The organism is Curtobacterium sp. VKM Ac-1393 (assembly GCF_015350995.1).
GTDB lineage: Bacteria > Actinomycetota > Actinomycetes > Actinomycetales > Microbacteriaceae > Curtobacterium.
The window spans coordinates 167,235-180,589 of the sequence record NZ_JADKRW010000003.1; the positions used below are offsets into that span (position 1 = coordinate 167,235).

General features: G+C 70.1%; 16 protein-coding genes. 5 read left to right on the top strand and 11 right to left on the bottom strand.

What is annotated here, in order from left to right:
* Window positions 1-1,011: an ABC transporter substrate-binding protein gene (locus ITJ59_RS07905; protein ID WP_194650564.1), complete on the top strand. Its 1,011-nt coding sequence runs from the start codon at window positions 1-3 to the stop codon at window positions 1,009-1,011.
* Window positions 1,012-1,104: 93 nt separating this feature from the next.
* Here the strand turns inward: ITJ59_RS07905 and ITJ59_RS07910 are convergent, their stop codons facing one another.
* The 3 genes from ITJ59_RS07910 to ITJ59_RS07920 form a co-directional block, all read right to left on the bottom strand.
* Window positions 1,105-3,159: a transglycosylase domain-containing protein gene (locus ITJ59_RS07910; protein ID WP_228511248.1), complete on the bottom strand. Its 2,055-nt coding sequence runs from the start codon at window positions 3,157-3,159 to the stop codon at window positions 1,105-1,107.
* A 633-nt stretch (window positions 3,160-3,792) separates the two neighbouring features.
* Window positions 3,793-4,110, bottom strand: coding sequence for a hypothetical protein (locus ITJ59_RS07915; RefSeq protein ID WP_194650565.1), 318 nt, complete (start codon window positions 4,108-4,110; stop codon window positions 3,793-3,795).
* Window positions 4,111-4,587: 477 nt separating this feature from the next.
* Window positions 4,588-5,025 carry an NUDIX hydrolase gene (locus ITJ59_RS07920; protein ID WP_194650566.1) on the bottom strand — a complete coding sequence of 146 codons (438 nt, stop codon included), beginning with the start codon at window positions 5,023-5,025 and terminating at the stop codon, window positions 4,588-4,590.
* 42 nt (window positions 5,026-5,067) lie between these two features.
* Here ITJ59_RS07920 and ITJ59_RS07925 point away from each other — a divergent pair, with 42 nt between their 5' ends.
* Window positions 5,068-5,298 (top strand): hypothetical protein, encoded by a 231-nt coding sequence (locus ITJ59_RS07925; RefSeq protein WP_194650567.1) that lies wholly within the window; start codon window positions 5,068-5,070, stop codon window positions 5,296-5,298.
* On the opposite strand, the gene ITJ59_RS07930 is transcribed toward ITJ59_RS07925, so the two are convergent.
* Window positions 5,295-6,251 (bottom strand): phosphotransferase, encoded by a 957-nt coding sequence (locus ITJ59_RS07930; RefSeq protein ID WP_194650568.1) that lies wholly within the window; start codon window positions 6,249-6,251, stop codon window positions 5,295-5,297. The genes ITJ59_RS07925 and ITJ59_RS07930 overlap by 4 nt on opposite strands.
* 62 nt (window positions 6,252-6,313) lie before the next feature.
* On the opposite strand from ITJ59_RS07930, the gene ITJ59_RS07935 reads away from it, so the two are divergent.
* Entirely contained in the window at window positions 6,314-6,553 is a 240-nt protein-coding gene (locus tag ITJ59_RS07935) for a hypothetical protein (protein ID WP_123291904.1), read from the top strand.
* Between the two features lie 4 nt (window positions 6,554-6,557).
* Here ITJ59_RS07935 and ITJ59_RS07940 read toward each other — a convergent pair whose 3' ends face one another.
* Window positions 6,558-6,806, bottom strand: a complete 249-nt coding sequence (locus tag ITJ59_RS07940; protein WP_194650569.1) for a hypothetical protein — start codon at window positions 6,804-6,806, stop codon at window positions 6,558-6,560.
* On the bottom strand, window positions 6,803-7,309 hold the full coding sequence (locus tag ITJ59_RS07945; protein WP_194650570.1) for a MarR family winged helix-turn-helix transcriptional regulator: 507 nt from the start codon (window positions 7,307-7,309) through the stop codon (window positions 6,803-6,805). The genes ITJ59_RS07940 and ITJ59_RS07945 overlap by 4 nt, the downstream gene beginning before the upstream one ends.
* 90 nt (window positions 7,310-7,399) lie before the next feature.
* Between ITJ59_RS07945 and ITJ59_RS07950 the strand changes: the two genes are divergently transcribed.
* Window positions 7,400-8,329 (top strand): NADP-dependent oxidoreductase, encoded by a 930-nt coding sequence (locus ITJ59_RS07950; RefSeq protein WP_194650571.1) that lies wholly within the window; start codon window positions 7,400-7,402, stop codon window positions 8,327-8,329.
* Between the two features lie 6 nt (window positions 8,330-8,335).
* Here the strand turns inward: ITJ59_RS07950 and ITJ59_RS07955 are convergent, their stop codons facing one another.
* Entirely contained in the window at window positions 8,336-9,178 is an 843-nt protein-coding gene (locus ITJ59_RS07955) for a pentapeptide repeat-containing protein (RefSeq protein WP_194650572.1), read from the bottom strand.
* A gap of 224 nt (window positions 9,179-9,402) precedes the next feature.
* Between ITJ59_RS07955 and ITJ59_RS07960 the strand changes: the two genes are divergently transcribed.
* Entirely contained in the window at window positions 9,403-9,594 is a 192-nt protein-coding gene (locus tag ITJ59_RS07960; protein ID WP_146249808.1) for a hypothetical protein, read from the top strand.
* A 30-nt stretch (window positions 9,595-9,624) separates the two neighbouring features.
* Here ITJ59_RS07960 and ITJ59_RS07965 read toward each other — a convergent pair whose 3' ends face one another.
* From ITJ59_RS07965 to ITJ59_RS07980, 4 genes are read right to left on the bottom strand one after another with little or no spacing between them, the layout of a single operon-like run.
* Window positions 9,625-10,281: a response regulator gene (locus ITJ59_RS07965; RefSeq protein WP_194650573.1), complete on the bottom strand. Its 657-nt coding sequence runs from the start codon at window positions 10,279-10,281 to the stop codon at window positions 9,625-9,627.
* A complete protein-coding gene (locus ITJ59_RS07970) occupies window positions 10,278-11,576 on the bottom strand; it encodes a sensor histidine kinase (protein WP_194650574.1) in 1,299 nt (432 codons plus the stop codon). The genes ITJ59_RS07965 and ITJ59_RS07970 overlap by 4 nt, the downstream gene beginning before the upstream one ends.
* Entirely contained in the window at window positions 11,573-12,439 is an 867-nt protein-coding gene (locus ITJ59_RS07975) for an ABC transporter permease subunit (RefSeq protein WP_194650575.1), read from the bottom strand. Before ITJ59_RS07975 ends, ITJ59_RS07970 begins: the two co-directional genes overlap by 4 nt.
* The gene (locus tag ITJ59_RS07980) at window positions 12,436-13,347 is read right to left on the bottom strand and encodes an ABC transporter ATP-binding protein (RefSeq protein ID WP_194650576.1); all 912 of its coding nucleotides are present in this window, start codon (window positions 13,345-13,347) and stop codon (window positions 12,436-12,438) included. The genes ITJ59_RS07975 and ITJ59_RS07980 overlap by 4 nt, the downstream gene beginning before the upstream one ends.
* Window positions 13,348-13,355 lie beyond the last annotated feature (8 nt).

The window sequence follows — 13,355 nt, forward strand, 5'->3', positions numbered from 1 at the left end:
GTGAAGCTCTCCCGACGCGGCTCCCTCCGAGCCACCCTCCTGACCTCCGTGGCCGTCTCGGCCCTCCTCCTCGCCGGCTGCTCGAGCACCGACTCGAACGACTCCGACGGTGACACCGCGGCGTCGAAGGCCTGGTCCTACGAGGACGCCACCGGCACGACCGTCAAGGTCGACCACACGCCGAAGCGCGTCGTCGTGCTGAACGACATCGCGATCTCGTTCATCGAGTACGGCCTGAAGCCGATCGGCACCTTCGGGCAGCTGACCATGGCGAAGGACGCCCGGTTCGACGACCTGGACACCGACGGCATCACGCAGCTCGGCACCGCGTACGGCGACATCGACCTCGAGAAGCTCGCCGCGCTGAAGCCCGACCTCGTCGTGACCTCGGTCTACCCGAAGGACGAGAAGGGCACGCTCGACGACACCCAGCCCGGCTACGGCTTCAAGGACAACGAGCAGGAGAAGCAGATCGAGGCGATCGCCCCGGTCGTCCAGGTCAAGTGGGGCGGCAAGGGCGAGGACGTCATCGAGAAGATCGCCGACCTGTCCGAGTCCCTCGGCGCCAAGGAGTCGACGATCGAGGCCGCCGAGAAGCGCTTCGACACCGCCGGTGACGAGCTCGAGAAGGTCGCCAAGGAGCAGGACCTGTCGGTCGTCTCCATGTACGCCGACGGCGACGGTGCCTACGTCACCCGCCCGACCGACGAGCCGCTGCTGCAGATGTACTCGTCGTTCGGCGTCGACTTCGTGAACCCGAAGCCGAAGGGCTTCTACTGGGGCATCTACTCGTGGGAGAACGCGGGCCAGATCAAGGCCGACGTGCTGCTGCTGTCGCAGCAGGGCTACCAGGTCGCGGACCTCGAGAAGCAGCCGACCTTCGCCGACAACGCGGCGCTCGAAGCCGGCCAGGTGCACAGCTTCACGTTCCCGGCGCTCGACTACGCCTCGCAGGCCGAGTACATGAAGGAGCTCGCGGGCTGGCTCGCGGACAGCAAGAAGCTGTCCTAGGACGCAACCGACGAGCAGACGGGAGGCCCGTTGCCAGCTGGCAACGGGCCTCCCGTCCGTCATCCGTCTGGTTCCAGGGCCCGCCTGCTGTCGTCAGCCCACCGGCAAGGCGGCGTTCACCGCGGTCTGCGCGTCGCGCCAGACCGCTGCGCGGGACCCCGCGTAGGTGCCGCCCTGACCGTTCGAGTAGTACCGCAGGTTGCGCTTCCCGCCGTCGGTGTTGCCCTGCCAGTAGGCCGTGACCGCACGGGACGTCCCGCCGATCAGCCAGACCTGGTCGGCGGCGTCGGCCGTGCCGGTCTTGCCGAAGAGCGTCGCGCCGTCCGGGGTCTGGCCGCCGCTCGCGGTGCCGCCCCGGAACGCGCCCTGCATGACCTCGAACGCGGTCGCCGCGGTCTGCGGCGAGACCGCCCGCGAGCAGTTGCGCGGCTGCCCGCCGAGCTCCGTGCCGTCCGGTGCCGTGACCTGGTCGATGACGACCGGGGCGCAGTACCGACCACCGTTCGCGATGCCGGCGTAGGCGGCTGCCATCGTCAGCGGCGCGATGCTCTCGGTGCCGAGCAGAGACGCCGGGTTCCACGGCAGCTCGCCACCCGCCGCCAGGTGCACGCCGAGCCGCTTCGCGACGTCACGGATATCGCACAGGTCGAGCTGCGCGGCCATCGACTGGTACGCGGCGTTCACGGACTGGGCGGTGGCCGACCGCACCGAGTACGGCCCCTTCTGGCCGGGTGAGTCGTTCTTCGGCTGCCAGAACGCCGTCGTCTGCTCGCCGCAGGCCGTCCAGGTGCTCTGCGGGTGTGGCGAGCCGTTCACGACCGTGTCCGGGCTGCGGCCGGCCTCGAGCCACGCCAGCAGCGTGAACATCTTGTAGGTCGAGCCGGTCTGGAACCCCGCCGAGTCACCGTCGGCCTGGTCCACCGAGTAGTTCAGCGACGTTGCGCTCGGCGGCGCCTGCTCCGACCGGTCGTAGTCGGTGTTCTGCGCCATCGTGAGCACCCGGCCGGTGCCCGCCTCGACGGTGTTCAGCGTCGCACCCAGCGCCAGCCGGGTCTCGGTCTTCGGGTCGTACCGGTCGAGCAGTTCCTTCTGCTTCGCGTTCAGGTCGAGGTCGAGCGTCGTCTGGATGCGGTACCCGCCCGTCCGCCAGGCATCGGCGCGCTGCTGCTTCGTCGCACCGAGCTGCGGCAACCGCTGCGCGACGCGCTCGGCGTAGTCGCAGAAGAACTCCGCACCGGTCTCGACGGCCTCGCACCCCTGCTGCGGCGCGGTGATCCGGACGGAATCGGCCAGCCGCGACAGCCGTGCCGTGCGGTACTCGTCGGTCGTCAGGTGCCCCTGCTCGTGCATGGAGCGCAGGATCACGTTCCGCCGCGCGGCGTTGTCGCGGTAGTGGTCCGGTGTCGACAGATCGCGGCGCTCCGGCCACTGCACGATCGCGATGAGCGACGCCGCCTCGGCCGGGGTCAGGTCCGTCGCGGACTTGCCGTAGTAGTGCTGTGCTGCCGACTGCACGCCGTAGGTCTGGTCGCCGAAGTAGGCGATGTTCAGGTACGCCGTCAGGATCTGCTTCTTCGAGTACTTCTTCGCCAGCCCGATCGCGAACTTCATCTCGGCGAGCTTCCGCTGGGGCGAGCGCTTCGTCGCCTCCTTGAAGCCAGCCTTCTGCTCCGCGAGGATCGGCAGCTCGCTCGCCTGCTGGATCTTGATGTTCCGGACGAGTTGCATCGTGAGCGTCGAGCCACCCGAACCGCCCTCGCCCCGCGACGCGGCGACGCTCACCAGGGAGCGGACCATCGACGTCGCGTCCACACCGCCGGTCTCGTAGAACCGCTTGTCCTCGCCGTCGACCGCCGCGTGCTTCAGCTGGTCGCTGATCTGGTCGAACGACAGCTCCTGCCGGTCCTGCGCCCACACGTTCGCCAGGTGCACCGGTTCGCCGCCGCGGTACGCCCAGATCTGGTTGCGCTGCGGCAGCTCCCCGATCTCGATGTGTTCCGGCAGCGACTCGAACACCCCGATCGCCGACGTCGTGCTCACCCCGGCGACCGCGATCATCGGCGTCACGCCGACCCCGACCATCAAACCGGCGAGCACACTGCCGCCCACGAAGCCGAGCGCGGCTCCCCCTGCACGTCTCATCGTCATCGCTCTGGTTCCCCCGTGGTGCATCACCGCACCGATCTGGTGCGGTCGTTCGGGAGCGTTCCAGCCGATCTCGGGCGGTCGCCGGGACTTCGCCGCGGAACACCGCCGTGTCCGCTGGGAAAGTGCCCGTCGTGACGGGATCGTGACGCGTGCGGGGGCGATCTCGTCCCGCCGGACGATGACGGGCGGCTCCGGGGGCGTTCGCTCGTGCGGGTCTCGTCGCCAGGCGATCATCGCAGTAGGAGCGTGCAGCACGTGAGACACGAGCTCCCGATGCACCTCCATCTACTACACGTCGGTCGTCGCGGCGCACGCCCGCGGCAACCAGGTAGTCCTCGCGCCGAGCCGTGTCCGACTGCCGGAAGCTCAGGCGAGCCAGCTCCGGACTGCGTCGCCGCGCTTGTCTCGCAAGCCACTGTGAAGGACACCTTCACCGAAGACGCTTGCGAGTCACGGTTGTGAGAACCGCCGCACCCCCAGATTCCGCCGGGCGGAACGCCGCAGCCGCGCTAACGACGAGACGTCTCGCAGCCGTAGGCGAACAAGACGCAGTGTCTGTCGTGAGCGAGCAGAACTGAGGCCGGATTCGTTCACATGACTGGGCATCTCTCGCGGAAAGAAGAGGAGGAGCGATCAGCGCTGTTCGAGAAATGGCACGTCGCTCTCGGTCTGAATGGTCGCGTACCCGTACTTGCGCTCACGTCGCACGCGAAGATTCATCGCGATGATCAGTGCCAGCACGGCCAGGACGCTGAAGAAAACTCCCCATGCGCACGTCTCGCCGACGACGAGAGCAACATCGCCGATACCACGATTCTTACTCACGGCATGGACACCGATTGCGACAGCGCCAACGACGACGAGAAACAGCGCAACCCCGAAGATTGCATAAATTGCACGCGACCAGGCATGCGCAGAAATGCCACTCAGTACCTTGGGTTCACTTTCCATGTTCTGTTCTTTCCGTTGTCATCGATTTGGATTGATTGGAAGTCACCGCGAATGAGGTCGAAGCAAGTCGGGAAGCCAATTGTATCCCAGAGTGCATGGCCGGCTGCAGTCACGAAAGCGCCGAGCGCAATGATCTGCGCCGAGAAGGCCTGTTCAAACCCGGTAGTTCCACCCCGGCCTCAACGGTTGCTCAGATCGCAGTTAGGACCGCGTGATCTTCACTCGTCAGGGGTCGAGTCGATGAGGCGCCAGCTGATCAGCGCCCGCAACACCATCGTCCGACACCGACCGAGGCGGCTTCCGGGCGAGGCCTGGTGCACGGCGGCGCCATGCGCCGTCCGAGCCGGCACAACTGGTCAGAGACGATCGTTGGTGAACGCAGTCCCGGCCACACTTGCACTCACCACCCTGACCGCCGTGTGCTGCGGCGATGAGCTGTTCGCCGCCGGCAGGTGAGAGGCCGACGGGCTCGTGACATCAGCTGGTCGAGCAGTCCATCCGGTCAGTGTCCGCGAGCAGATCGAGCACGCCGGCAGGGAACACCGGCGCGTCTGTCTCGACGGACACCCAGCGCACCGGGCTGCCCTCGTCCAGCACCACGAGTTCGGCGTCGAGCGGCACTTCGTCCAGATCGGCCGACCGGACGGCGAAGACGTGGACGTACTCGTGTCCGGGCTGCCCCTCGTACTCGAACAGGTTCTCGAGGACACCGAGCAGCCGGACCTCGTCGAGGGCGACGTCGAGCTCTTCGCGGAACTCCCGACGGAGCGCCTGCACGGCGGTCTCGCCGAACTCGATGCCGCCGCCGACGGCGCGGTGGAAGCGCAGGCCGCGCGTCTGGTCGAACGATTCGGAGAGCAGCACGTGGCTGTCCTTCGTCGGCAGCCCGACCGCGACGTTCCTGATACTCCCCATCACGCCACTCTGCCACCGGTGCGGGTTCGGTAGGTTCGGACCATGCACGACATCCGCTCGATCGTCACCCTCGCGATTGTCTTCCTCGAGCTGGGCTTCCTGCTCACCGCCGGTGGTTCCGTCTGGACGATCCTCACCCCTGACGGCACCGGCGTGAACTTCGCCGCCGGGTTCATGTACATGGGCGGCATGGTCGTCGGCGTCGCAGGGGTCGCCGTCGGGATCGCTGCGCTCGTGGCCGTCGCCAGGGCGGCGAAGCGCGCCGGACGTTAGCCGGCGAGCGCCCCGGCGGCAGCGCCCCACCCGGTGGGGTCATCCCCCGGCGGGACGAACAGCATCGTGTACCAGAGCACCAGGACGCCCCACCACGCGAGTTCGTCCGTAGTGAGCGCGCTCACCGAGCGGTAGCCGTCGAGCAGCTGCCGGTGGACGGCTGCGGGGACTGGCCCCCAGTCATGGAAGAGCGTCCCGAGCAGGACGGCCGACCGCGCGAGTTCGACGATGCGGTGGTCGAGCCGCAGGTCCTCGAAGTCGATGACGGCGACGACGTCCGGGTCCGCGCACAGGACGTTCGCCGCCCGGTAGTCCCCGTGCACGATCTGGACCGGCAGCTCGTCGGACGGCGCGGCTGCAAGCAGCCGTCGCAGTGCCACCCGGGCACGGTCCGGCACGTGCGCCGGTGTGCCGTCGAGCCAGCCTGCGATCTGCTGCCGGAGCGGGGTCGGCGGCGGGCGCACACCGACTGCCCGCGCCCGATCGGGGCTGTCGCGCAGGGCGTCGTGGATGCGGGCGAGCGTCGCCCCGGCGGCGTGGACCTGTGCCACGTCACGGACGTCCAGCAGTGTTCCGTCGATGACGTGCTGGAGCCCCATCGAGACCCCGTCGTGCTCGAGCTGCACCCGGCCGTCGAGTGTCGGCACCGGGGCCGAGACGGGCAGGCCGCGCTCCCCGAGCCACGCCGTCAGGTCCGCTGCGAACGCCAGACGCTCGAAGCCCTCCGGCGCGATCGACCACTTCAGGAGCATCCGGCCGCCAGCGGTCGAGATCCAGGCGAGCGCGTTGTGGTCGCTCATCACGATGCGCTCGCAGGCATCGACGCGCACGCCCCACCACCGCTCGAGTGTCCGAACGACCCAGTCCTCGGCAGCGGCAGCGTCCGTGAAACCGAAGCGGTCGCGCAGCACCTGGGATGGATCGGCTCGTTCCCAGAGCATCTCGAGGGTCATCGCTCCACCCTCGCAGGTCGCGCTACCATCCGGTACCGGTCCACGCACGGAAGCGAGTCGCCATGACCTCCCAGAGCACGAGGGTCCTGCACGTGATGTGCACGGTGTTCCTGTTGGGCGCCTTCCTGTCGGTCGGGATCGGTGGGTGGTCGCTCGCGAACGACACCGGGGGCGGTGCGAACATCGGCGGCGGCATCCTGATGCTGTTCGGCTACCTGCTCGGTCTGATCGGTATCGCGCTCGGGGTCGCCACGCTCGTCGTCGACACCGTGTCGCGACGACGGTCACGCACGCGCAGCTGACGCCTCAGCGGCGGCCGGCCCGGAGCCGCTGGACGCCCACCCATCCGGCAACCACGAAGCACCCGAGCGCCAGGATGTACGAGACGAGCAGGTCGGCCCACGTGCGCGGGTTGATCGATCCGTCGGGCAACCGCTCCTGGAGTTGGAACGACGTCGGGAACAGCCAGTACGAGGTCGCGTAGACGGTCAACGCCAGCCCGACGACGACCGAACCGACGATGATCCACCCTGCGGGGCGCCGTTCGAGGCTCATGCGGTCACCGCCTTCGCGGAACGCCGAGATGCCGACCGTGCCGGGTTCGCGCGGAGGTGCTCGCTGATGCGTCCGAGGATCCGGGCGAGGTCGCTCGCGTCGTCGTCGGAGATCGGTGCGAACAGGAGCCCGTGCACGGTGCCGATGTGCCCCGGGAACACGTCGGAAAGGACCTCGCGCCCCGCGTCGGTGACGGCGACGACGGTGCTGCGTTCGTCATCGGGCGACGGTGACCTGGTGACCAGGCCGCGCTGCTCGAGCAGTTGCGCCTGGTAGGTCAGACCACTGCGGCTGTAGACGACACCGTCGGCCAGGTCCGTCATGCGCAGGTGCCCCTCCGGAGCATCCCCCAAGCGCGCCAGGAGCTGGAACTGCACGTAGCTCAACCCGCCGACGTCGCGCAGCTGCTTCTCGACGGCCGGACGGAGCAGTGCCCCCACCTCGGTGAAGGCGAAGTAGGCGCCGAGCTGCGTCGGGGTCAGTTCCGTCGGGGTTTCCGTCATGCATCGATCTTACCCATTGCTTCGAGTTCGAAGCAGTGTTACGGTCATCGTACTCGCTTCGAATTCGAAGCACTTACGAGAGGCGCGACCATGCAGGCAGTGCAGTTCCACGAAGTCGGCGGACCCGAGGTCCTCCAGTACGGCGAGATCGAGCAGCCGATCCCAGGCGCAGGGCAGGTGCGACTGCGAGTCGCGGCCTCCGCCTACAACGCGGCCGACAACGGCATGCGAGCCGGCTTCCTCCCGATCCCGATCGAGCTGCCGCACGTCCCCGGCTACGACGTCTCCGGCACCGTCGACGCGATCGGCGACGGCGTGATCGGCGTGACCGTGGGCGACGCCGTGATCGCGTTCCTCCCGATGGAGCGCGACGGCGGCGCGGCTGAGTTCGTCATCGCACCGGCGGAGGCCGTGGTCGCAGCCCCCAGCACCATCCCGCTGGCCGATGCCGCCGCACTGCCGTCCGTCGCGCTGACGGCCTGGCAGGCCTTGTTCGACGACGGTCGGCTCACCGCCGGGCAGCGCCTGCTCATCGTCGGCGCCGGCGGGGTCGTCGGCAAGTACGCCGTCCAGCTCGCGAAGCGCGCCGGGGCACACGTCATCGCGACGGCCAGCCCCCGCAGCGCCGACGCCGTGCGCGCCGCCGGAGCCGACCAGGTCATCGACCACACCGACACCGACGTGCTCGGCGCACTCGACGGCCAGGTCGACGTGCTGCTCAACCTGGCGCCGATCGAGCCCGAGCAGTTCGCGGCGGACGTCGCAGCGGTCCGTGACGGCGGAGTCGTCGTGAGCACGACGGCGTTCATGGCCACGCCGGGTGACGAGTCCCGAGGCGTTCGTGCAGCGACCGTGTTCGTCCTGCCGAACCGCGAACGCCTGACGGAACTCGTCGCGCTGGTGGACGCCGGGGCCCTGGCGGTCGAGGTCTCGCGGCGCATCCCGCTCGCCGAGCTGCCCGCGCTGCACGCCGAGGGCGCGGCCGGTCGGATCGCCGGCAAGGTCATCGTCCTGCCCTGACCCGGATCAACGGAGCGACCAGTGCGACGGGCGGTCGAGGTCGTCGGGCAGCACCGTGGACGCGTCGCCCTGCGCAGCGTTCACCTGGGGTTGAGTCAAGAACAGCGCGTTCGACAGGTCCGCTCCCCCGAGCCGGGCATCGCGCAGGTCCGCCCCGAGCAGGTCCACGCCCGACAGGTCGCAGCCCCGCAGGTCCGCGGCGATCAGGACCGCACCGCGCAGGTCGGCCCCGGCCAGGGAACGGGCACGGAGGTCGCGGCCGGCCAGGTCCGCCGACGGATGCAGGTCACCGACCACGTCGCCGGCGGCGGGGTACCCACCTCGGGTCTCGGTGCTGACGTCGATCAGGACGGAACGGACCTCGGACCGGAGTGACTCGACGTCCACCGCGAGGACGCCGGCCAGCTCGCCGTCGAGGATCTGCTGGATGCGGACCCGGAGCACGGTCGGTGCTTCCGCAGACCCCAGAGCGGTCGAGCGGGACACCGCCTCGGCCAGGTACCAGAGCATCTCGTGGAGCTGCCGGGCGACGGCGAAGGCCCGGAACATCTCGGGCTTCGATTCGGGTTCGTCGATCCAGCTCGTGCCGTCGAACAGGACCTGCGAGACGTACTGGCCGGCCCCGAAGCAGTCGAACGTGGTGCACCCGGTGAAGCCCCGCGGACGGAGCGCCTGGTGGATCGTGCAGGAGAAGTCGTCGGCCAGGTTCCGGCACGGGGTGCCGGCAGGCTTGTCGATCGGGAAGTCGCTGGACCGCTGGAACCCGAAGGCGGTGCAGCAGAGCGCGAAGCAGTCACCGCACGAAGCGCGGAGGACCGAGCGGTCGACGGTAGAAGAAGAAGATGACATGGACGAACGGTCTCTCTGGAGTGGTCTCGACAGGGCGCCGGGGTGCTGGGGAACTCCGTCGGGAGTCCCCGTTCCGGGCGCACGAGATCACCGCCCCTCGTCCGAGGAGCGAACCGGTGTCGCTGGATGGGCTCTGCGTCACAGAGCGGGAGAACGTGTCACTGCGGCCAGGCTAGCGGCGCGCGACTGCGCCCGTCCGCAGTCCCGTCGCGTACGGTGCACCTGTGACCAGAACCCACCCGGCAAGACCGCACCGCCTCGTGCTGATCGCCGCCGCCGTCGTGCTGGTGATCGGCATCGTGCTCCTGTTCACCCCGTGGGACGGGCTGATCCCCGTGCTGGCCTGGGTGCTCATCGTGGCGTCCATCGCCCTCGGCGCGATCACACTGTTCTTCTCGCGCGCACCCCGCAGCTGAGCACGCCCGCGCCGCGCGATCGGCGCCCGGTCAGGACCGCGGGACGAGACCGTGCTCATAGGCGAAGATGACCGCGTGCACCCGGTCGCGCAGCCCGAGCTTGCCGAGCACCCGCCCCACGTGGGTCTTGACCGTGGACTCGCTGGTCACCAGGTGTGCGGCGATCTCGGGGTTCGACAGCCCGCGAGCCATCGCGAGCAGCACGTCGCGCTCCCGCGGGGTCAGGGGCTCCAGCGGGTCCGGGCCCGCCGGCCGGTCGTCGGGGAGCACGGAACCGAACAACTCGAGCATGCGCTGGGTCACCCGCGGTGAGACCGCAGCGTCGCCTGCAGCCACCGACCGGATGGCGTCGAGGAGCTGGGCTGCGCTGACGTCCTTGAGCAGGAACCCGCTCGCCCCGGCACGCAGGCCACCGAATGCGTACTCGTCCAGGTCGAAGGTCGTCAGCACGAGCACCCGGGTCTCCGGGACCTGCTCGACGATCGCGGCCGTCGCGGTGACGCCGTCGACGTGGGGCATCCGCACGTCCATCAGCACGACGTCCGGACGCAGGGCACGGACGAGCCGCACCCCGGCACCGCCGTCGCCGGCTTCACCGACGACCTCGATGTCGGGCTGCGCCTCGAGCAGCAGCCGGAACCCGGTCCGGATGAGCTGCTGGTCGTCGACGATCGCCACGCGGATCACCGGTCCTCCGTCCTGACCGGGATCGTCGCCCGGATCTGCCAACCGTCGGTGTCGGCGCGGGGGCCCGCGCTCACCTGCCCACCCAACGCACGGATGCGCTCGTCGATCCCGATGAGCCCTCGACCCGACCCGGGACCGACGTCAGCCGACCCGTCCGGCCGCACCGGGCCTCCCGTCCGCCCGTCGTCGGTGACGACCACCGTCACGTCGATGTCGGACGCGGCCACGCGCACGTCGACCGACCGTGCCTGGCGCGCATGGCGTGCGGCGTTCGTCAGGCCTTCCTGGATGACCCGGTACACGGCGAGCTGCAGCGCGTCGTCGTCGGGGACGACGCCGACCAGTTCCAGCGAGACGGGTGTGCCCAGGGCGCGGAAGCGGTCGACGAGCTGCGGGACGTCGTGGAGGCTCGGCTGCGGCGCGAGCGCGGGTTCGTCGGCGCCACCGAGCACGCCGAGCATGCGGCGCATGTCGCCCATCGCGCCGCGGCCGACGTCGGCGACACCGCGCATGGCCGCCGTCGCTGCCGACTCGGCCCCGGCGGACGACGCAGCTGCCGACCCCGCTGCCGACCCGGCCGCCGCGCCCTCGGCCAACCGCACCATCACCGTGAGCGAGTGGGAGACGATGTCGTGCATCTCCCGCGCGATCCGGGCGCGTTCCGCGGCGGTGGCGAGCTGCGCCTGCTGGTCGCGCTCCCGGGCGAGTTGGTGCGCCCGGTCGATCAGGGCCTGCGTGTAGCGGCGGCGGTTCGCGACGTTGATCCCGATCAGGACCGCGGCGAGCAGGAACGCCGCCGGCTGCGGGGACAGCACGTCGGCCAGCCCCCCGGAACCGGGGGCGACCACCCACACGCGCACCGCCGTCGCCCCGACGGCCAGGACGGTCGCGACCGCGGCGGTCCACCAGCCGGCCGCGCGAGACCACCACACGGCTGCGGCGTACGCGGCCACGAGGACGGGCGAGTACCCCGCCTCCGTCCACGCCATCGCGACCACCGAGGCGAGGCCCAACACCGCCGTCGCCGCCGGGTACGTTCGTCGGAGCGGGATCCCCGCGACGGCGACCCCCACGAGCACGATCACGACGATCCGCGCACCCGTGCTCCGGTCGGCCTGGAACACGTTGCCGAACGCCGCGATGACCTCGGGCCCGCCCCACAGCAGCATGAGCAGCACGTCGGTGACGACCGGGTGTCGCGCCCAGAACCGCCGGAGCCGGCCGGGCGCGTCGGGCAGGGCGATGCCCCCGGTGCCGTCGACGACGGCACCGGGGGCGAGGGCGGCAGGGGTCACGCGTCCCGCTTCTCGACCAGGCCGAGCGCCGTCACCGAGGCGACGACCACCCAGGCCAGCAGTACCGCGAATCCGCTCCATCCCCCCAAGGCTAGGACGCCGTCGTGCCATCCCGACGTGACCTCGGTGCCGAACTGCATGAGCGGCTGCCCCGCGTTCTGCGGCAGCAGGTTCGTGAGCGTGCCGAGCCAGTCCGCCCCGGTGAACGTCTGCACGAGCTGCACCACGACCGGTGCGACCAGCATCAGGCCGAGGACCCCGGCGATCGCACCGGCTGTGGAACGCAGGACCACACCGACCGCGAAGGCCAGCAGTGCGATGAGCGTCAGGTACACCGAGGCTCCGAGCAACGGCATCGCGACGCTCGCGTCCAACGACGCCTCGACGTCACGACCCGCGGCGATCGGCAGGGTGATGAAGGCGGTGGCCCACACGCTCACGGCGCTCGTGACGAAGACGGCCACGGCGAGGACGATCGCCTTCGCCGCCAGGGCGACCGACCGTCGCGGGACCGCAGCGAACGACGAGCGGATCATGCCGGTGCCGTACTCGCCCGTGACGACGAGGGCACCGATCACCGCGACGATCAGGACGGAGAGCATCGTGCCGCTCGTGCTGTACTGCACCAGGGCGTTCCGCGCCGCGTCGCCGGTGAGCCCCTGCCCGCCGGTGTCCGCGAAGGCTGCCAGGAGCACGCCGATGCCGATCGGCAGGACGAGCAGCAGCAGGAAGGTCCACGCCGTCGACCGCAGCGAGCGGAGCTTGATCCACTCCGAGCGCAGGACACCGGAGAAGTGGATGCCGGACGACCGGCTGCCCGACGCTTCGTGCCGAGGCACGGTGTTGCTCGTGACCGCGCTCATCGGGCCACCTCCGATCGGTACTCGACCTGGTCGTGCGTGAGTTCGAGGTAGGCCTGTTCCAGGCTCGCCTCGGTGGTGGCCAGCTGGTGCAGGACGATGCCCGCGGCACCCGCTGCCTCGCCGATCTGCTCGGCGCCGAGACCACGGACCTGCAGCGACCCGTCGCCCTCGTAGCCGATCGTGACGTCGGGCCCGGAGATCGTGGCGAGGAGTCGCTCCGGTTCCGGCGTCCGCGCGGTGACCGAGCGCTCGGTGGCACCGGCGACCAGGTCCGCGATGTCCATGTCCGCCAGCACCCGGCCCCGACCCATCACCACGATGCGGTCGGCGGTCAGCGCCATCTCGCTCATCAGGTGGCTCGAGATGAAGACCGCACGCCCCTCGGCGGCCAGGCTGCGGGCGAGTCGGCGCACCCACACGACGCCCTCGGGGTCGAGGCCGTTGACCGGCTCGTCGAGGATGAGCGTCTGCGGGTCACCGAGCAGCGCCGCGGCGATGCCGAGCCGCTGCCCCATGCCGAGCGAGAACCCGCCGACACGCTTCTTCGCGACGTTCTCGAGCCCGGTCATGCCGATGACCTCGTGCACGCGGGCCGTCGGGATCCGGTGCGTCGCGGCGAGCGCCGACAGGTGGTCGTAGGCGCTGCGTCCCTTGTGGACCGCCTTCGCCTCGAGCAGGGCGCCCACGCGGCGGAGCGGATCGCGGAGTTCGCGGTAGGGACGACCGTCGACGTGGGCGGTGCCCGAGGTCGGCCGGTCCAGTCCGACGACGGCGCGCATCGTGGTGGACTTGCCCGCGCCGTTCGGACCGAGGAAGCCGGTGACGACGCCGGGGCGCACCGTGAAGGACACGTCGTCGACGGCGACCTTCTCGCCGTAGCGCTTGGAGAGGTTCTGGATCTCGATCATGCGGCAAC